This is a genomic window from Westiellopsis prolifica IICB1 (assembly GCF_004323185.1).
GTDB classification, from domain to species: Bacteria; Cyanobacteriota; Cyanobacteriia; order Cyanobacteriales; family Nostocaceae; genus Pelatocladus; species Pelatocladus prolificus_A.
Genome location: NZ_NAPS01000002.1, coordinates 581,801 through 602,973, shown reverse-complemented (window position 1 = coordinate 602,973; position 21,173 = coordinate 581,801). Strand labels below are relative to the sequence as shown.

General features: G+C 39.9%; 16 protein-coding genes and 1 pseudogene. 8 read left to right on the top strand and 9 right to left on the bottom strand.

Annotated elements, in window-relative coordinates; translation table 11 throughout:
• Positions 1 to 9: 9 nt before the first annotated feature.
• Together clpP and tig are read right to left on the bottom strand one after the other, a co-directional pair.
• Positions 10 to 705 (bottom strand): ATP-dependent Clp endopeptidase proteolytic subunit ClpP, encoded by a 696-nt coding sequence (gene clpP / locus B4U84_RS16840; RefSeq protein ID WP_016862733.1) that lies wholly within the window; start codon positions 703 to 705, stop codon positions 10 to 12.
• Between the two features lie 316 nt (positions 706 to 1,021).
• Positions 1,022 to 2,461, bottom strand: a complete 1,440-nt coding sequence (gene tig, locus B4U84_RS16835) for a trigger factor (protein ID WP_017310254.1) — start codon at positions 2,459 to 2,461, stop codon at positions 1,022 to 1,024.
• 1,083 nt (positions 2,462 to 3,544) lie between these two features.
• Between tig and B4U84_RS16830 the strand changes: the two genes are divergently transcribed.
• The 4 genes and pseudogenes from B4U84_RS16830 (at position 3,545) to budA (ending at position 8,886) form a co-directional block, all read left to right on the top strand.
• On the top strand, positions 3,545 to 4,588 hold the full coding sequence (locus B4U84_RS16830) for an aspartate-semialdehyde dehydrogenase (RefSeq protein WP_131119591.1): 1,044 nt from the start codon (positions 3,545 to 3,547) through the stop codon (positions 4,586 to 4,588).
• 148 nt (positions 4,589 to 4,736) lie between these two features.
• Entirely contained in the window at positions 4,737 to 5,621 is an 885-nt protein-coding gene (gene dapA, locus B4U84_RS16825; protein ID WP_017310252.1) for a 4-hydroxy-tetrahydrodipicolinate synthase, read from the top strand.
• 559 nt (positions 5,622 to 6,180) lie between these two features.
• On the top strand, positions 6,181 to 7,953 hold the full coding sequence (locus B4U84_RS16820) for a ribonuclease J (RefSeq protein WP_131119589.1): 1,773 nt from the start codon (positions 6,181 to 6,183) through the stop codon (positions 7,951 to 7,953).
• Between the two features lie 141 nt (positions 7,954 to 8,094).
• Positions 8,095 to 8,886, top strand: a pseudogene (gene budA / locus B4U84_RS16815) (acetolactate decarboxylase).
• Positions 8,887 to 8,984: 98 nt separating this feature from the next.
• Here the strand turns inward: budA and B4U84_RS16810 are convergent.
• Positions 8,985 to 9,905, bottom strand: coding sequence for a hypothetical protein (locus tag B4U84_RS16810; protein WP_131119587.1), 921 nt, complete (start codon positions 9,903 to 9,905; stop codon positions 8,985 to 8,987).
• Positions 9,906 to 9,950: 45 nt separating this feature from the next.
• Positions 9,951 to 11,153, bottom strand: a complete 1,203-nt coding sequence (locus B4U84_RS16805; protein WP_131119585.1) for an anion transporter — start codon at positions 11,151 to 11,153, stop codon at positions 9,951 to 9,953.
• 497 nt (positions 11,154 to 11,650) lie between these two features.
• On the opposite strand from B4U84_RS16805, the gene B4U84_RS16800 reads away from it, so the two are divergent.
• The gene (locus B4U84_RS16800) at positions 11,651 to 12,028 is read left to right on the top strand and encodes a Mo-dependent nitrogenase C-terminal domain-containing protein (protein ID WP_026081864.1); all 378 of its coding nucleotides are present in this window, start codon (positions 11,651 to 11,653) and stop codon (positions 12,026 to 12,028) included.
• A gap of 172 nt (positions 12,029 to 12,200) precedes the next feature.
• Here B4U84_RS16800 and B4U84_RS16790 read toward each other — a convergent pair whose 3' ends face one another.
• On the bottom strand, positions 12,201 to 14,087 hold the full coding sequence (locus tag B4U84_RS16790; RefSeq protein ID WP_131119583.1) for a caspase family protein: 1,887 nt from the start codon (positions 14,085 to 14,087) through the stop codon (positions 12,201 to 12,203).
• A 397-nt stretch (positions 14,088 to 14,484) separates the two neighbouring features.
• On the opposite strand from B4U84_RS16790, the gene B4U84_RS16785 reads away from it, so the two are divergent.
• The 3 genes from B4U84_RS16785 (at position 14,485) to B4U84_RS16775 (ending at position 15,980) form a co-directional block, all read left to right on the top strand.
• The gene (locus tag B4U84_RS16785; RefSeq protein ID WP_017310246.1) at positions 14,485 to 14,916 is read left to right on the top strand and encodes a hypothetical protein; all 432 of its coding nucleotides are present in this window, start codon (positions 14,485 to 14,487) and stop codon (positions 14,914 to 14,916) included.
• A 198-nt stretch (positions 14,917 to 15,114) separates the two neighbouring features.
• Positions 15,115 to 15,291: a 50S ribosomal protein L32 gene (gene rpmF / locus B4U84_RS16780; protein WP_016862721.1), complete on the top strand. Its 177-nt coding sequence runs from the start codon at positions 15,115 to 15,117 to the stop codon at positions 15,289 to 15,291.
• A gap of 92 nt (positions 15,292 to 15,383) precedes the next feature.
• The gene (locus B4U84_RS16775) at positions 15,384 to 15,980 is read left to right on the top strand and encodes a sulfite oxidase-like oxidoreductase (RefSeq protein WP_131119581.1); all 597 of its coding nucleotides are present in this window, start codon (positions 15,384 to 15,386) and stop codon (positions 15,978 to 15,980) included.
• Positions 15,981 to 16,034: 54 nt separating this feature from the next.
• Here B4U84_RS16775 and B4U84_RS16770 read toward each other — a convergent pair whose 3' ends face one another.
• The 4 genes from B4U84_RS16770 to B4U84_RS16755 form a co-directional block, all read right to left on the bottom strand.
• Entirely contained in the window at positions 16,035 to 17,405 is a 1,371-nt protein-coding gene (locus B4U84_RS16770) for an aldehyde dehydrogenase (RefSeq protein ID WP_017310244.1), read from the bottom strand.
• A gap of 117 nt (positions 17,406 to 17,522) precedes the next feature.
• Complete coding sequence (locus B4U84_RS16765; protein WP_476423268.1) at positions 17,523 to 18,629, bottom strand: response regulator; 1,107 nt, start codon at positions 18,627 to 18,629, stop codon at positions 17,523 to 17,525.
• Between the two features lie 377 nt (positions 18,630 to 19,006).
• On the bottom strand, positions 19,007 to 19,876 hold the full coding sequence (locus B4U84_RS16760) for a DUF5895 domain-containing protein (RefSeq protein WP_131119579.1): 870 nt from the start codon (positions 19,874 to 19,876) through the stop codon (positions 19,007 to 19,009).
• 65 nt (positions 19,877 to 19,941) lie between these two features.
• Positions 19,942 to 21,048 carry an RRXRR domain-containing protein gene (locus B4U84_RS16755; protein ID WP_131119577.1) on the bottom strand — a complete coding sequence of 369 codons (1,107 nt, stop codon included), beginning with the start codon at positions 21,046 to 21,048 and terminating at the stop codon, positions 19,942 to 19,944.
• Positions 21,049 to 21,173: the final 125 nt, after the last annotated feature.

Sequence of the window (21,173 nt, the reverse complement as noted above, 5' to 3'; positions counted from 1 at the left end):
ACCAGCCTCTTATTTCAGAATGGTGACGTTTTCCCCTGCTGCGGGAAGATTTTGCCTGGTGATGACCTGATCGATCAATCCATAATTTTTGGCCTCTTCAGCCGACATGAAAAAGTCCCGTTCAGTATCGGCTTCTATTCTTTCTAATGGTTGACCAGTATGGTGTGAGAGTAACTGATTCAACTTTGCTTTAATGTAAAGAATTTCCCTGGCTTGAATTTCTATGTCAATTGCTTGACCTTGAGCGCCACCAAGAGGTTGGTGAATCATAATCCGCGAATCAGGTAAAGACATACGTTTACCTGCTGTTCCGGCTGCCAGTAAAAATGCTCCCATGCTTGCGGCTAATCCAAAACAAATGGTCACAACATCTGGACGAATTTGTTGAATTGTATCATATATTGCCATGCCCGCATATACCGAGCCGCCAGGAGAATTAATGTATAGCTGAATATCTTTTTCTGAATCTTCAGCGTCTAGGAACAGCAACTGAGCAACTATCGAGTTAGCGATAGTATCGTCTATTGGCGTTCCCAAAAAAATAATTCGTTCTCGTAGTAGGCGGGAGTAGATATCAAAGGCTCGTTCTCCCATGCCAGATTGCTCTACCACCATCGGCACGATGTTACTCGGACCGTTTTGGGCGCGAATTTCAAATGGACTCAAACTGCTGATTGGGTAATTTCCCGACTGCGATACAAGCATACAGACAAATGTTGACTTTAAATGTAACAGTAACAGTGGGTGAGGCAGCATATGCTGCCTGTGATGAGCGAATGTTTTTTATTTTAGGTATGTGTTAACCATTATGCCTCATATAATTTCTTCTCGTGTGAATACAGCATGAATCTAGGGGATAGGGAACAAGGGATTGGGGATTAGGGATTGGGGATTAGGGATTGGGGATTAGGGATTGGGGATTAGGGATTGGGTTGATTGTTGAATTTTATTAACTATGTCTGAATCCTAATTGTTGATCCCCGATCCCCGATCCCCGATCCCCGATCCCTAATCCCTAAATTTATTCTGCTTCTGTTGAGGCTTCCTCTGTAACTGCTGTGGCTTCAGCATCTATAGTGATTTGTTCTTCGCTTTCGTCTGTTTCTTCTGCTGGAGATTCTTCTGCGCTCAAAGAACCTTCAGGTACGAGTTCAACTTTTGCATGTTCCAGCAGCCAGTCGATAGTTTTTTCGGTTAGCAGCTCGTCTTTGACATATTCTTGTAGTCGCTCTGGGTCATAATCTTGCCCAGATAACTGTTCAGAGAGTTCTTTGATTCTGCTAGCGACTTCTTCATCGGTAACTTCGATAGACTCGCGTTTACCGATTTCTTCGAGGGTTAGAGTCCGTTGGAGGCGTTCTATCGCTTCATCACGAGAACGCTGACGTAATTGCGGGATGATATCGGCGGTAAAAAATTTCTTGATATCTAACCCTTGCTGCGCTAGTCGCATAGCTGTTTGTGTGATCATGTTATCGACTTCCCGCTCAATCATTGTTTCTGGCAAGTCAATTTCTACATGCTGAAGCAGTTCCTTTAACAAGGCTTCCTGCTTATTTCCTTTGGTTTTTTGTTCCGCTTCTTTTTGGAATTTCTCTTCCAGGGAAGCGCGTAATTCAGCCAAAGTCTCGTGTTCGCTGACGTCTTTGGCGAAGTCATCATTCAATTGTGGCAGTTCTTTTTCTTTAATTTCTTTGAGAGTAACGGTAAAAATAGCTGGTTTTCCAGCTAAATCTTCATTCGCATAAGGGTCGGGAAATGTTGCAGAAATTTCTTTAGTTTCTGTAGAATTCATTCCCAAGATGCCTGTGACAAAACCAGGAATAAATTTATCTTCCTGTAACTCTACTTGAAAATCAGTTGCTTCGCCGCCAGGTATCGCTTCTGGTTCAGCTGCTTCGTCATCACCTTCAGCTTTGGCGATCACGCCTTTAAAGTCAACTACGGCAATATCACCCAGTTGCGCTGGGCGTCCTTCTACAGGAATCAATGTTGCCATTTGTTGCCGTTCATTTTCCAGAACTTGATCTACTTTTTCGGGGTCGTACTTGATTTCTTCTGCTTTGATTTGCAAATCAGTGTACTGAGCCAAGTTGACTTCTGGTGGCACATCAACAGTAGCCGAAAAAATCAAGGGTTTACCAGGTTCATAATTATTAATCAAGTCATCAAATGATGAACGTAATTGTGGTTGCCCGATCGCCTTGATATCTTCTTGTTTAACAGCTTCTGTAATGCCATCTTGAATAAGTTCTTCTAGCGCTGCTGCCTTGATTCGAGTTATACCCAGGCGCTGTAGCAGTATCTGTCGTGGCACTTTGCCTTTACGAAACCCAGGAATGTTGGCAGAACGGCTTAAGTTTTGAATAACTTGTTCGTAGGTTTGCTTGGTTTTTTCTGGTGTGATCTCTATTTCCAGACCAATTTGACTGGAGGGGAGTTTTTCCTGGGTAACTTTCATGCTTTATCTCTATTTGCTTTCTGCTAATATTTTTTTACTTCTTGCTTCTACACACAGACGTCACACTTCTCGTATGATGGGTTGTTCCTTATTGGGAGGAAATTGACCCACAAGGCTTTGTCAGCTTGAAATTGAACCTGTGTTAATTAACAGAGATCCAGTTTACTGCTAATGCGAAAGCTCTTGACACTTTAGCGCAAATTAGTTTAATCCGACAGAAGCCTGACTGGTAAGTAAGTCAGCAGAACAAATATAGTTATGTTACGAAAAGTAAATAGACCTCTTGCAAAAGTCGAATTAACCCCCCCTCAATCCCCCCGTGAACGAGGGGAAGATTTAGTTCCCTCCCTGTAAACGGGGAGGGAAAGGGTGGGGTAAAAATATTTTTGCAAGAGGTCTAATATGTACAGAATCCTCAGCATAACGGCTGAGGAGTGTCAATTAACAAAGAGTTTTAACCAAGATAACTAGCAGCATGGTATCCTGGTTTTCAATAAGTGATTGTTTATGAACTGCGTACACTAGAAAATATGAAAGAAAAAAGGGGGTTGAATATTGGAAATTAGTGATTTGATGAGAATAAATTACTCCTGACCTCATTTTCCATCCCCATGCTCCCGTGCAAGCGTCTATTGCAAAACAGTATGGTTGCTTGACTCTATCAGCTACGCAGTTGGTCTTTTTGTATTTGATTCATACTACATTTGCCACTGAGAATAGCTTTATTTTTAATTTAGTTAGGTGGATATCGTTGACAGCATAAAACACCAAGCAGTTAGAATTACTTCAAATTCATTTTTTTTATGAAAAATGAGTCATAATCAAATGACTACCCCAAATATGACAGTTTGATGTATAATATTCAATCTATATACAAAAGTTTTGAAAAATTAATAGTTATTAACTGTTGTAAAACCCAATACAACTTTTGTAACAGTAAAAAATAAATGTATTAAATTAACAAATAAAGATAAAAAAAGGTAAGGCATTAAAATCGGTAAAATTATTCAGAGTACGTTGTGTAATTTAATATATGCGTAAATTGAAAAAATTGCCAGGAGAAACCTTAAGGAGGAAGCTAGTTTGTCCAATTCCTATTGTGTAGCTATTTTGGGCGCGACAGGTGCTGTCGGCAGGGAGTTATTGGAATTATTAGAAAGTCGCAATTTTCCAGTTTCAAAATTAAAATTGTTGGCATCAGAACGTAGTGCAGGGCAAAAGCTACCGTTCAAAGGAGAAAGTTTATTAGTAGAACCAGTCAGCGATCGCGCCTTTGAAAATGTCGATATAGTCCTAGCAAGTGCGGGAGGTTCAACTTCAAAAACTTGGGCGCCGATAGCCACACAAAAAGGTGCAGTTGTCATAGATAATTCCAGCGCCTTTCGCATGAATGAGGAAGTACCTTTAGTTGTTCCAGAGGTAAATCCCCAAGCCGCAGCAAATCACAAAGGTATTATTGCTAACCCCAACTGCACCACAATTTTAATGGCAGTAGCAGTCTGGCCTCTGCATAAAATCAAACCCATCAAACGCATTGTTGCAGCCACTTATCAATCTGCGAGTGGCGCGGGTGCAAAAGCTATGGCAGAAGTCCAAACTCAGACTGGCGCTATTTTAGAAGGGAAACAACCAACTGCGGAAGTATTTCCTTATCCCTTGGCTTTTAATTTATTCCCGCATAATTCCCCATTAAACGATCAGGGATACTGCGAAGAAGAAATGAAAATGGTCAACGAAACACGGAAAATTTTTGCAGATAAAAATATCAGAATTACTGCTACTTGTGTACGGGTTCCCGTACTGCGCGCTCACTCAGAAGCGCTTAATTTAGAATTTGAAACTCCGTTTAACCCAGATGAAGCCAGAGAAATTTTAAGTAAATCTCCTGGTGTGAAATTGGTAGAAAATTGGCAGAAAAATTACTTTCCCATGCCATTTGAAGCTACGGGTCGTGATGAAGTTTTAGTGGGCAGAATTCGTCAGGATATTTCCCATCCTTGCGGTTTAGAACTGTGGTTATGTGGTGATCAAATCCGCAAAGGTGCAGCATTGAATGCTGTACAAATTGCGGAACTGCTAGTAGAAAAAAGTTTACTCAAACCAACTCCTTCATTGGTTAATTGGTAATGGGTAATTGGTAATTGCCTTCCAGACAACAATCAAAAACCAACAACCAACAACCAAGAGTTGACCCTTGAAAGTAATTTGCAAATAGGTTATTACAATAAAGAACCACCAAAACACAAAAAACAAAAAAAATCAGGAGTAAAAAAGGGTGGTAGATTTCGGTAGAGTTTTAACCGCAATGATTACGCCGTTTAAGGAAGACGGTAGTGTCAGCTATGATGTAGCAGCAAAACTAGCAGATCATCTAGCAAATAACGGTACTGATACAGTGGTGGTGTGTGGCACGACTGGAGAATCTCCTGCTTTAAGTTGGGAAGAGGAATATCAGCTATTTTCCGTTGTATTGGAAGCAGTCGCAGGAAAAGCACTGGTGATGGCGGGATGTGGTTCCAATTCCACCAAAGAAGCGATCGCCGCTACTCAAAAAGCAGCTAGAATAGGAGTACACGGTGCTTTACAAGTTGTTCCTTATTACAACAAACCACCGCAAGAGGGACTTTACCAACATTTTCAAGCCATAGCGCAAGCTTCTGGTGACTTGCCTATCTTGTTATATAACGTACCGGGTCGTACTGGTCAAAACCTCAATGCTGAAACAGTTGCTCGATTAGCTCAAATCGATAACATTATTGGTATCAAAGAAGCAAGCGGAAACTTAGATCAAGTGAGTGAAATTAGTCGCTTGACACCAAAAGAATTCCAGATCTACTCTGGAGATGATTCTTTAACCTTGCCATTGTTAGCAGTCGGGGCTAAGGGTGTAGTTAGTGTTGCTTCTCATCTTGTAGGCAATGAGCTACAACAGATGATTCAAGCCTTTAACTCAGGTCAAAATCAGGTCGCTATCGACATTCATCTGCGGCTTTTTCCTATATTTAAAGCTTTGTTTTTAACCACAAGTCCTATTCCAGTCAAAAAAGCATTACAACTTCAAGGCTGGGAAGTTGGTTCAACGCGTCCGCCTTTGTGTGAAGCTGACGCGAAAGTTACTCAAACCTTAGAATTTGTGATGAAGGAACTTAGTCTGATCTAAATCAAATTGCAATCTCAGCTACTTTCACACTCAAAGATACATCAAAAAAATTCAATAAAAATTCTCAGTAATTTTGATCATGTGGCAGGTGCAAAGCCTATGCTAAAAAGTAAAAATTGCTAATAAGCTCTTTGGTGTAGAGTTACTTTTATCAAATATTATAGAAGCAATAAAGAAGCTTATAAAAACAGGATGACAAGAAACTAAAAGGCAGGTAAGTTACAGTAAAAATTTTATATTTGATAACATTTTTAAGTTTTTTCACTGGATACTTAAAACTATTTCTGTTACACAAAACTACCTTAAGTAGCTGAATTTTAATAGGCAAATAAGTAGGTTAGTGTCAATAAATTAACTACGCGAGTTACAAAAAGTAAACACGCACCAAACCCTTAATAATGACTAATGACCAATGACAAAGGACAAATGACGACCCTAACTAGTACCAGACTTGCCATGGCACGTCTCTAGATTTGTGCCAAGCTACTTATTTTTAACTGTCTTAAAAGACCACTAAATCCTCTTATTTTAACGATAAAAGAACAATCTCAGGAGAATAATGACTAAAAACGAAACTAATTCCGCCCTCAAAATAATTCCCTTGGGTGGCTTGCATGAAATTGGCAAAAACACTTGTGTTTTTGAATACGAAGATGAAATTATCCTCTTAGATGCAGGATTGGCATTTCCCACAGATGGAATGCATGGAGTCAATATTGTTTTGCCAGACATGACTTATGTGCGGGAAAATCGCCATAAAATTAAAGGCATGATTGTTACCCATGGTCATGAAGACCATATCGGGGGTATTGCCTTTCATTTGAAACAATTTGAAATTCCTGTGATCTATGGCCCTCGCCTAGCGATGGCAATGCTAGAGGGTAAATTAGAAGAAGCAGGAGTGCGCGATCGCACAGAATTAAGAAGCGTCCTTCCCCGCGATGTCGTACGAATTGGGAAACATTTCTTTGTCGAATATATTCGCAACACCCACTCCATTGCTGACAGTTTCACCGTCGCCATTCATACACCCCTCGGTGTCCTGATCCACACAGGAGACTTTAAATTTGACCACACACCTGTAGATGGTGAACGTTTTGATATCCAGCGTTTAGCCGAACATGGGGAAAAAGGCGTTCTGTGTTTGATGAGTGATTCGACTAACTCTGAAGTCCCCGGATTTACGCCTTCAGAACGCTCAGTTTATCCTAATCTGGATCGAGTTTTTTCCCAAGCCGCAGGGCGACTGTTTGTGACGACTTTTGCTTCTAGCGTCCACCGCATCAACATGATTTTGCAGTTAGCCCAGAAACATAACCGTGTGGTAACAGTTGTGGGACGTTCGATGCTAAATTTGATTGCCCATGCTCGCAATCTTGGGTATATCAAGTGTAATGATGACTTATTCCAGCCCTTAAATTCCATCCGCAATCTTCCAGATGAAAGCGTGCTGATTTTGACAACTGGTTCCCAAGGTGAGCCGATGTCAGCTATGACACGTATTGCTAGAAAAGAACATCCCCATATTAAAATTCGCCAAGGAGACACAGTTGTCTTTTCTGCTAACCCGATTCCGGGTAATACGATCGCCGTTGTTAATGTCATCGATAAATTGATGATGCAAGGCGCAAATGTAGTCTATGGTCGGGATAAAGGAATTCACGTTTCCGGTCATGGCTGTCAAGAAGACCAGAAACTCATGCTGGCCTTAACTCGTCCCAAGTTCTTCTTACCTGTTCACGGTGAACATCGGATGTTGGTGAAACACTCGGAAACAGCTCGGAATACAGGTGTTCCAGCCGAGCACATGGTGATTATCCAGAATGGCGATATCGTAGAGTTGACAGAAGAATCAATTCGTGTAGCAGGAAAAGTTCCATCCGGCTTGGAACTAGTGGATACTTCCAGTTCTGGTATGGTCAGCGCCAAAGTTTTGCAAGAACGGCAGAAAATGGCAGAAGAAGGTATTGTTACTATTGCCGCAGCAATTGATTGGACTGGTAAACTGATGGCGAAACCAGAAATTCACCTGCGGGGTGTGGTGACAAGTATCGAGCGATCGCTTCTGCAAAAATGGGTACAAGAGCGAATTGAAGAAATCCTCAGCGTGCGTTGGTCAGAATTTGCCCAAGGATTTGAAACTGACAAACCAGAAGTAGACTGGGGTGGATTGCAAGAAGTATTAGAACGAGAACTAGCACGTTCCATTCGTCGCGAATTACAATGTCAACCATCACTGACATTATTGATGCAAATTCCTGATGAACCACCCGTCAAAGTTGCTGATGGTAGAAGACGGCGGACTCGTACAGCTGCTCAGGTAGCATCGTAGGGAATTGAGAATCGCGTTAATTAGGGAACAGGGAATAAGAAAATCTGTTCCCTATTCTCTATTTCCGCACCTAAGCGGCTTGGTCATAAATAGTAATATTATGAGCTAATACATATTACTAGTTATTGATCTGTTTTTAGCATGAAATATAAACCTTATATCTGGTTAATTGTTGTATTTACCAGTGCATTAAGTGTTGTTATTCCTGGTAGAACACAGCAAAATAATTCATCAAATATTCTTTTTCAAACATCGACAATTAATGCACTAATGGCAGGTGTATATGATGGAAATACTAACTTTAAAGAATTAAAAGCACACGGTAATTTTGGTTTAGGAACATTAAATAATCTTGATGGAGAAATGATTGGATTAGATGGCAAGTTCTATCAAATCAAATCTGATGGAATTGCATATCCTATTTCTGATGTTATGAAAACTCCTTTTGCTACGGTCACTTTTTTTCAAACAGATAAATTAATTAATTTGGTAGGAAAAGTTAATTATGAATAGATGCAATTATTTTTAGATCGCCAATTACCCTCAAAAAATTATCCTTACGCGATTCGCATTCAAGGTACTTTCCCGTACCTCAAAGTTAGAAGTGTGCCGAAGCAAACCCCACCTTATCGCCCTTTAGTAGAGGTGGTGAAAAATCAATCTATTTTTGAGTTCAAAAATATTAAGGGTACTTTAATAGGCTTTCGTACACCTAGTTATATGCAAGGAGTGAATGTTACTGGATATCATCTGCATTTTATCACCGAAAATCGCAAAACTGGCGGACATCTTTTAGATGGAGAATTTCATAACCTGCAAGTAGAAATTGATCAGATATCAGATGTGAGAGTTGATTTACCTAAAAATTATCAATTTAACAAAGCTAACTTAGAAGGTGATAAAACAAGTGAAGTTAACAAAGTTGAGAAGTAAATAAATATATTTATTTAATGTTTTGCACAGAAAAAGGTAAACTTGACAATGCAGCGATTACTATAACTAATTAATGCTAAGTCTAAATAAGATTTAGACTATTTTGGCATTTCACCAGTGGTAAGTTTCATAAACGTATGGGTACAAATTGACTGCATCAAATATGCCACGCTTCTAAACTCTTTTTGGTTTAAAGGATGTCCCTTCTTCTTTGAGCTTTTTTGAGAGAAATGCGATAAATTACCACGTATTTGTACAATTAATTCGATGATTCCATCAATACTCAATTCCTTTTTTTCTAATTGTAAAAATTTGTTTAACTCATCTAAATTTTCTGAACTCTCTTCGTCCTGGTATAACTGTATGGTTTGTTGCACAGCGTATCTAACATGCTCTGAGGATTTAAACAGTCTTTCTACTTCTTTGTTTTTTGTTTTCCCCTGTCCATACAAGTCATCTAGATAGAAGTAGAAGTTGATGAAGGAACTCGTGTATCTTCCAGAACCGAAGTCGTTACACGCTTCTCGATAAAAAGACATTGGCAAAATTAAATGGTGATGCAGGCGACGATTATGCACCATAGACGCTAACATCTTTGGAGAGATTTCTCTATAAAATTTGTTTTCGCGAGCTTCTTCCTGAAAATGATGTGGTAAAAATTCAAGAACTTTCTGCTCCTCTGGTGTCTCAGCTATCCAAGCTCTTTTTGGACTTTCCCAATAGATCTTCTTAACTCCAAACCAGAAACTACCAAGAGCTTCTATATGCTGTGCGACGTCAACCAGGAAAAAACATAATTCTGAGTCTCGCAGGCTTATTTGAGTAATCCGGCTTTCTATATGTGAACTAAGTTGAGGTAAAAAATCCTGGTAATTATTTACTTTTAAAGCAATGCTCAGTGCTTCTACAATTTTACCGGAGTCAACTATTACTTCAATGATAAAGTTATCGACTTCAATTTTATATGGTCGTTGGCAAGTTGCTTCCGCTTCAACCTTGACTGTTATCTGATACAGCATTGACTTTGATTTTTAGATATGTTCCATTTACTATTTACTAGAAATTCATCGAATCCACACATAAACCAAAAGCAAAGTTAACACCGTCACTGGTACACCAAAGCGTAAATGCTCCCAAAAAGTTAGCTTGTAACCCAACTCCATCGCCGCTTCTACGACAATCAAGTTTGCGACTGAACCAAATAAAGTCAAATTACCTGCTAAAGTTGACGCTGCTGCGAGCAATAGCCAAGACTGGGTATCATCTCTCTGAATCAGAGGATGCAACAGCAGTACAGCCGGCACATTAGAAATTAAGTTTGACAAAATAGCTGTGACTCCCAACAGACCAGCAGTAGAGTTGACTGCATAGGTAAAAGGTTGGAGTAAATTCAGTTTTTGAGTCGCTTGGCTCAAAATAAATAGTCCAGAGAACATCACCAGTAAGTTCCAATCGACTTTGTTAAGAACCCGCTGGGGTTTGACTCGCCTGGTAATCAGTAATAAGCTAGCAGCAACTAAAGCCGACTCTGCTAAAGGTAAACCAGCAGCAAAAGCAATTAACAATCCGGTGGTTATTATTAAGGTTTTGTAAAATAAAGGTTTAAAGAGGCGCTTTTTCTTTGTAGATAAGTGTTCGCAAGGCACAATCGAGCGTACATTTGGGTAAAGTAAACACAGTAGAATTACTTGAATTGCTAACCCTGCTACAGCAATTGGAGTCATCGCCCGCATAAAATCTAGATAATGGATGCCTGAAAAGGAGCCAATCAAGATGTTTTGAGGATTACCGCTCAAAGTGGCGACAGAACCAATATTAGTTGCGCCTGCGATCGCCAATAAATAGGGTATGGGATTTAATCTCAAAGCTTGAGTTAGGCTCAAGGTCAGTGGTGTAAAAATTAGCGCCAATGTATCATTCAAAAAAAAAGCCGAAAGAATACCACTACCAAAAGTTAAGACGATCAAGATCCCCAAAGGACTGCGGGTAAAACGTAGAAGCAGTGACAATGCTTGAGGGAAAAATCCTGCGTAGGATAAGTTAGCGTTCACCACCATCATGCTCAATAAGAACACTATCGTGGTGGGATCAATTGCTTGCCAAGCCTCCTCCAAACTTAGTACACCCAAAGCAATTAAAAAGGCTGAACCCACCAAAGCGATCACAGCCCGATTCATGCGTAAACCAGGTAGGTAGCCCAATGCTAAACCCAGATAGGTCAACGCTAAAAAAATATAAGTGGCAAATTGATGGATATGTGGTAACATCTTTGACTGGTAATCCTAATTCCTAACTCTGAATTAGGAATGCGAAATTATTAAAGTCAGGGGCAAAGAAGCGAAAAGCAGCGACTAAAAGACTTGTACCTCAATTAACTCCGGGTGCAAACAATTTTTAGCTGCTAAAAAATCAAGCGATTCCTTGGTACTGAGTATTTTAATTTACCAAAAACCTTGGAAAAATATTTTATGAATTTTCTGCAAAAAAAGTTCTTAGATGTTACAGTAATATCTGTCTAAAGACAGATGACTTTATGAAAATTTTAACTAAGTCAAGTTATTAAGAAAATAATACGATCACACTTCCGCTTCTGGGGAAATTGCGATTAACTTGACGTAGTTAAAAAGAAAGTTCTGATCAAAGTGGCCACTCAAATAATAGACAGTATCTCTGTTGAAACAAGAATTTTCCGGGAAACGCGATTATTACATTGTATAACTTCATCGAAGTGGTGAAGACCCTCAAGGAAAAAGAGGAATAGATCATGAAGGTATTCGACAATACCACAAAAAAGATTTTTTTGGCTAGCTGGGTATCGCTAAATTCAACCGAAGACAGTAACACCAGTCCTATCCAGCTAAACCGACCAGTTTCCAAGCTTCATTTTGATGTTCTCAAGCCTCTACGTCGGTGGCTAGAGTGCTTTCAAGTTAGCGATCGCCAATTAGCACACCGCTTGTGTCATCTCATTCCTGCTCAATGTCCATTTGAGCGTGATGTCAAGTTATTTGGTAGAACCTTATTTCACATACCACCCATGTGTAAGCTCAATCCCCTATACGAAGAAGTCGTGAGCTTGCGTTTCCGAGCGCTGTGTTACCTAGCCGATGAATGCGGCGAAGATGTTTCCCAGTATTGTTGAGAGAATGGGGATCGGGCATTGGGCATTGGGCATGGGGCATGGGGCATTGAGCATTGGCCATTGGGAAAAGACTTGTTAAATAATTCCCCCCACACACCCCCCACTTCCCCCACTNCCCCCACTCCCCACACACCCCACACTCCCTTATCCCCGATCCCTTATCCCCGATCCCTTACTTCTGCAATTTGCCATTTTGCCATTTTTGGATGGCTTGTTGAGCCTTGTTATAGGCTGATGTTCCTTCAGGAATTAAGACAGCAGTTCCAATTGCTGATTTAGTTTCTCCTCTAGAGGCGCGGCGTTTAGCCAGTTCCAAAATAGTTTCGCTCCACTTGTTTATAGATTTTCGAGCTTGATCAAAACCTGGTTCACCTGGTGAAACTTTTTTAGCAACTTCGATCGCACGGTTATAAGTAGAAGCTTGTCCTGGCTGAATTAAACGGTTAGCAGCATCCAAAAGGGTTTGATTGGCAACATATTGCTTGGCTTGTTGGCGCCACTGTGTAATTGCTGCTTGTGCTAGCGGATAATTTGGCTGATCTTGACTAATTAATTCAGCAGCAGCTACAGCTTTGGCATACTTTCTCTGTTTAGCGCGATTTTTGGCTAAATCTAAGATCATGCCATTCCAAATTTGAATATTTGTTTGTGCTTGTTGGTAACGTGAATCGCTGGGTTTGATTTTTTTGGCTTTAGCGATCGCCAAGCTGAGATCGCTGGCTTGATTTGATGCGAGTGACATTTTTTCCAAGTCTGACAGCGCTTGCTTCCGCTTGGCTAACTCAGAGATAGGGACAGTTAATGCTTCTGGTTGATTGTTTTTGACTTGATTGTTTTTGACTTGATTGCTTTGTACTTGATTGTTTTGTACAGGAACTGGAACAGTTGGTAAAGTCTTGATAATCTTGGTACTCCTGCTGGTATCTGGTATTACAGGTAGAATTTCTGTTTCACTGTCATCATTGGTAGTTTTGGTTGTAGTTGGAGAAATCTCTACAGTTCTAAAACCTGATTGATTGCGAAGAAAAACCACTACAAGCAAGCCAACAACCATGATTGCACTTACCCCCCACCACAGCAGTAGTTTCCAAATAGAGGTGCTGGCTGTTGTTGTCTGTTTTGTTTGTGAGTAGTTTATCGCTGGTGAATTGGAATTTTCTTCTGCGCTACTGTAAAGGCTGGTTTGAGAATTATGTCCGACTCCATTCCAAGCGATCGCATTTGTTACTAATTGATGGGAATGAGAATGCAGCGAAGGTGATGGTAGGGACGCAGCTAAGATTCCTTCAGAGTTGATCGCGCTTTTATTTGTGACGCGATGGTTTGTTTGTGATCCTGGTAAGATTCCTTGCTTTCTGGAGGGAATAATAGTAATCGGATTTTGCGTTGGACGCCAATAGTGTTGACATAGTTCTGGAGTGCGGAGGCTTAAGTATCTTTCGAGATCCTCCAAGGTGTTACCATTGCCAGAGCGCAAAGCTTCTAACACTGCTGCTGTAAAGAATCCATGACCAAGTTCGCTACTTTCGTGAGAAAATTGTTCTGGTTGGCAAGAAATAATAGTGGGAATTTGTAAATCTTGCGCTAGTTCAATTACCTCTTGACCAATGAGAGTATTTGCCTGAGTTGCATACGCACGGTTAATATCAAGCAGTACTATTGTATCAAGCCCAGCATTTTGCAGACTTTGCATCAATGTTCGCAACTCTATACCAGTTTCTTCAATCTGAGCAGAGTTTCCTTCAATAGGCATCAGGTAATCTTGTCCATGATGATTGATGCCATAACCACTAAAGAAAAACCATAGTCTGTCTTGGGGTTGCCAACATGCTGCTGCTAAATCTTCTAATAAAAGCAGGATATTTTCCTTTGTAGGATAAGTAGATCTATCACCTAGAGGCGGTGAAGTGTCTGTCATTAGTAGACACTGTTGTTGTAAAAAACCTGCTTCTATTACCAAAAAATCTTTTAATGATTCAGCATCTGCTTGAGCGCATTCTAACGGTTGAAAGAATTGATATTGATTTACGCCAATAGCGATCGCCCAGTTATTTGCCATCGCACTTTCTGTCGGTTATTTTTTGCTTACTTAAAATTGCGGTTGGCTTTGCGAAAAAAACAAAGCTAACCTATTGTTTTATCGTCTTAGTTACCGAAAGGTTTCGGAATTGTGAACTAGGAATTTGGAGTTTAGCACCCTCTTCCATAAGAGTTTTAGCTCCGGGGAGTTAGGAGATTAAATTCCAAATTTCTAATTCCAAGTTTGGATGAATCTCCATTGAGAGAGAAAATTAAACATCGATTTTGTTACTTTGTTATACGAGATAATACTGAATTTAAAATCACAAGAAATTTTCATAGTGAGGAGTATACAGGTCATGAGGAGTTACAGTCATCAGTCATCATGCAGAAATTTCTTTGAAAATAAGATTTTATTTCAAAGACTTATTCAACTTATGCCATTAATTGCCAAGAGAATCCGGATAGCCCAGGCAGTAGTTTTGCTGGGTACTGCAACTCCTATTTGGGTTGCAACAAGCGCGCTCGCACCCCAGATGGTGCGAGCTTACACCGCGAGAGTAGACTTATCTATTGATCGCCTACCAGAAGAAAACTACGAAACTCTACTGCAAAGAGCAGAAGCAGCAGCAAGAGCAGCGACTCAACGTAGCTTTGATCAAGATATTTTAGTAACAGATGTATCCATATTTATCTCCGTACAAAACAACGGAGCGATCGCACCAGTTTTAGAATTAGCAGTGACTCGTCCCCAGTGGCGCAATCGTCCCGATCCCCGACGCTGGGCAAAATATTTTAAAGCCGCGCGATCGCTTCTATATTTTGGCGAGAATTCCACAAATGCAACGACTAAGGAAACTGCGAAGTAGGTTAGGGAGTGGGGGAAGTGTGGGAAGTGTGGGAAGTGTGGGAAGTGTAGGAGGAATTATTTAACAAATCTTTTCCCGATACCCGATGCCCAATGCCCAATGCCCGATGCCCAATGCCCAATGCCCAATGACCAACCACCAAAAATGCGTTGATGGCTTAAAATAATAAGGTTGTCAAAAATTGCGTTATCCGCTAATATGGCTGTTCCAAAGAAGAAAACATCTAAATCCAAACGTGACAAGCGTCGAGCTACCTGGAGACGTAAAGCTGGCCTGGAAGCACAAAAAGCTCTCTCCCTTGGTAAGTCGATTTTGACTGGACGTTCTACTTTTGTCTATCCATCTGCTGAAGAAGAGGAAGAAGAGGAATCATAATTCCACAGTCAATAGTCAAAAGTCCATTATTAATTGACAATTGTAGAAACGCGAGGAACATCGCGTCTCTACAATTGTGGTGGCTGGTGACTATGGTGAAAAAATTTTTTCAAAAACCAACGCAGGAAGAAGGCGATCGCGTTCCACCTGGTCAATATTTGGCTAAGGGTTTTCCTGTCTTAACTTATGGTGCTACTCCCGAAGTCAGCACAGATGAATGGGAATTTCGGGTATGGGGTTTGGTAACACCCAAGACTTTTACCTGGTCAGACTTCATGACTTTACCCCAGCATGAATTTACTGCTGATTTCCACTGTGTAACCCGTTGGTCTAAACTCGATGTTAAGTGGACTGGAATCAAGGTAACAGACTTCATGAAGCACATTGAAGTTGATCCGAAAGCAGTCCATGTGATGGAACATTGTTACGGTGGTTACACTACCAATATTTCTCTGGAAGATTTTCTCAAAGAAGAAAATTTCTTCGCTTTTAAATTATTTGGTGAACCGTTACCCGCAGAACACGGAGGACCGATACGATTGGTAGTTCCTCACCTTTATGCTTGGAAAAGTGCAAAGTGGATCAATGGTTTAGAATTTCTCCGACGTGAAGAAATGGGTTTTTGGGAACGCAATGGTTATCATCATCGGGGCGAACCTTGGGCAGAGGAGCGTTATAGTAGCTATTAAGAATTATGAGTTATGAATTATGAATGATAAAAGATTTCATAATTCATAATTTATTTAGTAATATCCAAGGATTCGTTTTAAAAAAGATAATTTTCCCTTTGTATAGGGAGCGTATCGCCATTTTAAATCTAGCCAGAAGGGATTGGATAATACGCTTTTATGGTGAGAAAAGGTATCAAAACTAAATTTACCGTGATAACTACCGATACCGCTATCACCTACACCACCAAACGGTAAAGATGAGACACCGATATGCATGACTGTTTCATTTAAACACGCTGTACCAGATGAAGTTGTGTGCAGAACTCTTTGTTGGAGATTTTTATTGTGAGAAAATAGGTATAAAGCTAAAGGTTTGGGCTGAGAATTGATGAGAGCGATCGCTTCTGATATATCTGTGTATTCGATGATTGATAAAATTGGACCAAAAATCTCCTCTTGCATTATCGGTTCTGCAAAGGAACTATTCTCGACTAATGTTGGAGAAATATAAAGTTGTTCTCGGTTTGTTTCTCCACCAAAAAGAATTTTACTGCCATTTAAAAGATTTGTAATTTTATCAAATTGTTTTTGATTAACAATTCTGCCATAGTCAGAACTAAAAGCAGGGTTATCACTATAAAATTCTTGAATACATTTTTTAATTTCAACTAATAATTTTTCTTTAATCTTGGTATTTACTAATAAATAATCAGGTGCTAAACAAGTTTGTCCATTATTAATAAATTTTCCCCAAGTAATACGTCTAGCAGTATGTTGAATATGAATATCTGTATCCACAATACAGGGATTTTTACCACCCAATTCTAAGGTAACAGGTGTCAGGTGTTGGGCTGCGGCTGCCATAACAATTTTTGCCACAGCAGTACCACCAGTGAAAAATATGTGATCAAACTTTTCCGCCAATAATTTTTGGCTTGTTTCCACACCTCCTTCTATAACTTTGATGTATTCTGGTTGAAAATATTTACTTATCAGCTTGGCAATCAAACTAGATGTATTGGGAGCAATTTCTGATGGTTTGATAATAGTACAATTTCCAGATGCGATCGCTCCAATTAATGGTGTGATTACTAACTGAAAAGGATAGTTCCAAGTACCAAGAATTAAAACAACTCCTAATGGTTCTGGATAAATTTTTGCGGAAGCAGGAAGTAATTGCCAGGGAACTTTTGTTTTTTGAGGTTTAATCCAATTCTTCAAATTTTTGAGACAAAATTCTATTTCTTTGAATACTAATAATATTTCCGAAGAAAAAGCTTCAAACTCCGGTTTATTTAAATCTGCTTTTAAAGCTTGACAAATTACTGTTTCGTTTTCTTTGATTAATTGCTGTAAAAGTTTCAGTTGAGAAATCCGAAAAGATAATTTTTGAGTTTCGCCTGTTTGAAAAAAATCTCGCTGCTGATTAATAATATCAATCATTGATACTTCAAAAATCCTTTTATTTCTCAAATAAATATATTTCTGGGGATTAACTGATAACTGTTAACTGATAACTGTTAACTGTTAACTGTAGCCTACGGCAAGCCGCTAGCGCGTCTACACTGTTAAAGGCAACTTCACAGTAAATATACTACCTTTTCCAACCTCTGAACTGACTTCGATACTACCTTTGTGTGCTTCCACAATTCGCCGAGAAAGATACAGTCCCAAACCACTACCAGAACGCTTATGACTTCCTTGGCGAAATCGTTGAAATAAAGTTGCTTGTTCTTCAACAGGAATACCAGAACCTGTATCTACTATTTTGATAGTTATATTGTCACCATCGGTGGTAAATGGTACAACAGTGATGGTAACAGAACCTTGATCAGTGAATTTGATCGCATTACCGATCAAGTTGGTGAAAAGGCGATGTAATTCTAAGCGATCGCCAATAACTTTACTTTTGCTAGACTCTTCATCAAAATCTAATAACACTGCTAGTTGCTTTGCTTCGGCTAAAGGAGTGAGTTCACTTGCAACTTCTGTGAGTAATTGTCCCAAATCAATCGGTTGAAAGGCTAGAGTTTTACGACCCGCCTCAAAACGGTAGACTTCTAGTAAAGTATTCACCATCGCTAGCAGGTTGGTGTTGCTACGTCCCATGATTGTGATCACTTCTTGCATCGGTGCTGATAAACTTCCTAAAGCACCTTCCGAAAGTAGGGTTAGCATCCGTTCTGCTGCAACCAGAGGTGTGCGTAAGTCGTGGGTGAGACGAGAGACAAAATCTTCTCTTTGACGGGCGATTTCATCTCGTTCATCAATACTATGCTTCAACCGCAGAAGCGATCGCACTCTTGCTAGCAACTCATCCACTGTCACCGGTTTACGAATAAAGTCATCAGCACCCAAATCTAAACCTTGGGCGACATTGGGTGAATCGTGAGCTGTAATCAGTAAAATCGGGATAAACGGTAAACTTTTATTTTCTCTGATCCGCTTAGTTACTTCATAACCATCCATCCCTGGCATCATCAGATCTAGTAATATTAAGTCAAAAGTAGCCTCAGAAATTTTTGTCAATGCAGAAATACCATTTTCTGCTGTGCTAACTGTATAGCCTTCTTCTTCCAATATGGTTTTAATTAAAAACACGTTATCTGGAGAATCATCGACTACTAGTATTTTATCTGAGTAAGAACCTTGTGTAATCATTGACATCTATAAATTTCAGTAATAGTTAATTTATATTTGATTTTATTAGTATTAATGATATCTAAATTTTGATAAAATTGTTCTTAGCTACTCAATTGTTAATTTTATTTCTTGTCCACTAAAATCTGATCTTAAAAAATAATTAAAATCTCAAAATATTTTTTGTATTTATTATGTACAAATTGATATGAATTAAGCCAAAAATGGCAAAAATTCCTAATTACTGTTTTTTATCAAGCAATGAATAATCACTAACTCTCATCACAAAGAATAGATTGATTTTACGCCTATCTCACTGAAAAAAGGATGTAGGATGTAAAAATATTCATATTTTCATGCACATCTACATCCCTTGAACTTTTTACTTTCAGACTTTTCCCAATTTAATAGGGTGGATAACCAAAATCATCGTCATCAGGATAAATATAGGAATTAGAAACCCCAGCCGCTACCATCTTCGGTGATTCTGTTTTTATAGGTTCCTTGCCAAACTCCTTATATTCTTCGTAATTTCTGATAATTATCTCCGATTCTGGAGAATCAGAAGCTATGAGGTATTGCGTCAAAGTTGAAACTGTCGGATGTTTATAGTCAACAGTAGAAGCAACCAAAACAGTATTTGGTTCAATACCTCTTTCTTCTGAATCAATAATTGGGCAAAAAATACCATGAGCGTGAAATAATGGCCCTTTTGGTGTTAAAGGTAGCTTGCGGTAAGCAGCATAAGTTCTTTCTAATTCTGCGAGAAATCCACCGGTAATTCTACCTTGTTGGTATTCGCAATAAGCTTTACTAAAACTTGCTCCGGCTGCGCCATTCAGAGTAAGTTGTAATGGTAATTCATGCAAAAATTCTTTATTTTCTCCAACTAAAAAAATTAGATAGCGTGTAAAAGTTTTAAATTTAAGTTTATCAGCTAAAAAAGCGTCATAATTATCTCTTAATGTCCCTAGTTTGACACCAGTTTCTCGGTCTTTGACAGACAATGGTCCGCGTCGCACTACTACTAAGCGTGGGGTAGTTGTGATATATACTGTTTCAGAACTGGAGCTAAATTCGTGTTCCATTTGTTGCCAATTGTCATCCGGCTTAAACCCTACAGCATGGGCATTATCCAGCTTGATTGCTAAACCATAAGGCTGAATATGATCTTGCCCATACCGGGGATTAATCATCTGACACCAAGGGATGACTTGAGAAGGCGGTGCATTAAACTTATCGTCGTCAAAGTCGAATTTTCCAGATGTTTTCATCAAAACTCCATGGGAGACCCCCACATAGGCGCGAAGCAAGGTGGGGAGGGTACTTTGGGTCAAACTTAACCCCTCGATGGGGTCAAGTTTGACAATTTCCGAGTTGGCAGCACGATTAACCCCGTGCTTCGCTGTACCAACTGGACTTTCTTGACAGTGAATTGTCCAAGACGCTTCCAAGACGCATCACTTACAGAAACTTGTTTTTCAGTGTCGCCACTCACCCAACCAAAATAGGTTTTGTTGCCTTGAGTAGCTTGAACGCAATCGCCTTTTCTGAGTCCATGACGGGTTACAGTGCCACCGTACTTTCTTGTGATTCCACCTTTTGCGGGAACCATAAGATGTAGTTGACGACGTGATACCGGGGGGCGGCGAATTACGGTAAAGGGTGCAGGTGTGATAGCCACATCGCCTTTCCACGCCATTGTTTGGGGGTCAATTATACCGTACTGAATAAAAGCACTACATGATAAAGCAACACCATCTACGGCGTGAGTTGCAGGAATTGCATCGCCCTTAGAATGTTTTTGTTTATGCAATCCTAACTGCTGTCTGATATTTGCACTCTGCCAACCCTCAACCTGTTTAACTTTGGCGTAAGTTTCTAGATTCTCTAATTGCCATCTCTGGCCAACCATTACTGGACTGAATCCTTTATTGCCACGCGCTTTAACTATTTCGTAAGCAATTGTAGTGATGGGATAAATCAAAGATAATTCGTCCACTACTCGCAACTCTAATTGGCGGTTAGCCCGAATACTTGGAGGTAACTTGCACGCTCTGCGATTATCAAACCGTTTCTGGCGATGAGCGCGTTTTGAAAATACAACCTTGCGGTTAATTCTTCTACCTCTACGTCCTCTCCGCATCATGGCACGTTGCTCCATGCGGTCTTTAACGGTTTTAAATGGTAATTGGAGGTGTGCCATCCACAAGGTAAATTTGGCAGACTGCACGCCAACGCCCGTATATAGTTTACCGGGGTCGATGCCAACCGCAATAGGTTGTGTGTTCTGAGTTCTAGGGCATCTAATTAGCTGAACCTGGAAAATGCCGAGGTCGTTGTACACAATCCGCGCTTTCCCTTCTTTTAACCAACGACGCGCTCTACTCGCTTTTGTAGACATTAATGGTTTGCCTGACGGCGATAAAACGGGTACTCGCAACATGGTGATAAACCTCCGAGTAAAGTATTAAGTCCCCTCGCCCAAGTAACTACAGATGTCTCGGCTCTGGAAGATTGCCTAAAGAAAAAGGGCAGGCTTTTAAACAAAGAGCGACTAGTCAATTTAGC

Excerpts from the sequence above, each read along its gene's own strand:
- B4U84_RS16785 (WP_017310246.1), top strand. The coding sequence starts at position 14,485 with ATGCCATTAATTGCCAAGAGAATCCGGATAGCCCAGGCAGTAGTTTTG.
- B4U84_RS16805 (WP_131119585.1), bottom strand. The coding sequence starts at position 11,153 with ATGTTACCACATATCCATCAATTTGCCACTTATATTTTTTTAGCGTTG.
- B4U84_RS16765 (WP_476423268.1), bottom strand. The coding sequence starts at position 18,629 with ATGTCAATGATTACACAAGGTTCTTACTCAGATAAAATACTAGTAGTC.
- B4U84_RS16755 (WP_131119577.1), bottom strand. The coding sequence starts at position 21,048 with ATGTTGCGAGTACCCGTTTTATCGCCGTCAGGCAAACCATTAATGTCT.
- B4U84_RS16820 (WP_131119589.1), top strand. The coding sequence starts at position 6,181 with ATGACTAAAAACGAAACTAATTCCGCCCTCAAAATAATTCCCTTGGGT.
- B4U84_RS16775 (WP_131119581.1), top strand. The coding sequence starts at position 15,384 with ATGGTGAAAAAATTTTTTCAAAAACCAACGCAGGAAGAAGGCGATCGC.
- clpP (WP_016862733.1), bottom strand. The coding sequence starts at position 705 with ATGCTTGTATCGCAGTCGGGAAATTACCCAATCAGCAGTTTGAGTCCA.
- B4U84_RS16790 (WP_131119583.1), bottom strand. The coding sequence starts at position 14,087 with ATGGCAAATAACTGGGCGATCGCTATTGGCGTAAATCAATATCAATTC.
- B4U84_RS16770 (WP_017310244.1), bottom strand. The coding sequence starts at position 17,405 with ATGATTGATATTATTAATCAGCAGCGAGATTTTTTTCAAACAGGCGAA.
- tig (WP_017310254.1), bottom strand. The coding sequence starts at position 2,461 with ATGAAAGTTACCCAGGAAAAACTCCCCTCCAGTCAAATTGGTCTGGAA.
- B4U84_RS16800 (WP_026081864.1), top strand. The coding sequence starts at position 11,651 with ATGAAGGTATTCGACAATACCACAAAAAAGATTTTTTTGGCTAGCTGG.
- rpmF (WP_016862721.1), top strand. The coding sequence starts at position 15,115 with ATGGCTGTTCCAAAGAAGAAAACATCTAAATCCAAACGTGACAAGCGT.
- B4U84_RS16810 (WP_131119587.1), bottom strand. The coding sequence starts at position 9,905 with ATGCTGTATCAGATAACAGTCAAGGTTGAAGCGGAAGCAACTTGCCAA.
- B4U84_RS16760 (WP_131119579.1), bottom strand. The coding sequence starts at position 19,876 with ATGAAAACATCTGGAAAATTCGACTTTGACGACGATAAGTTTAATGCA.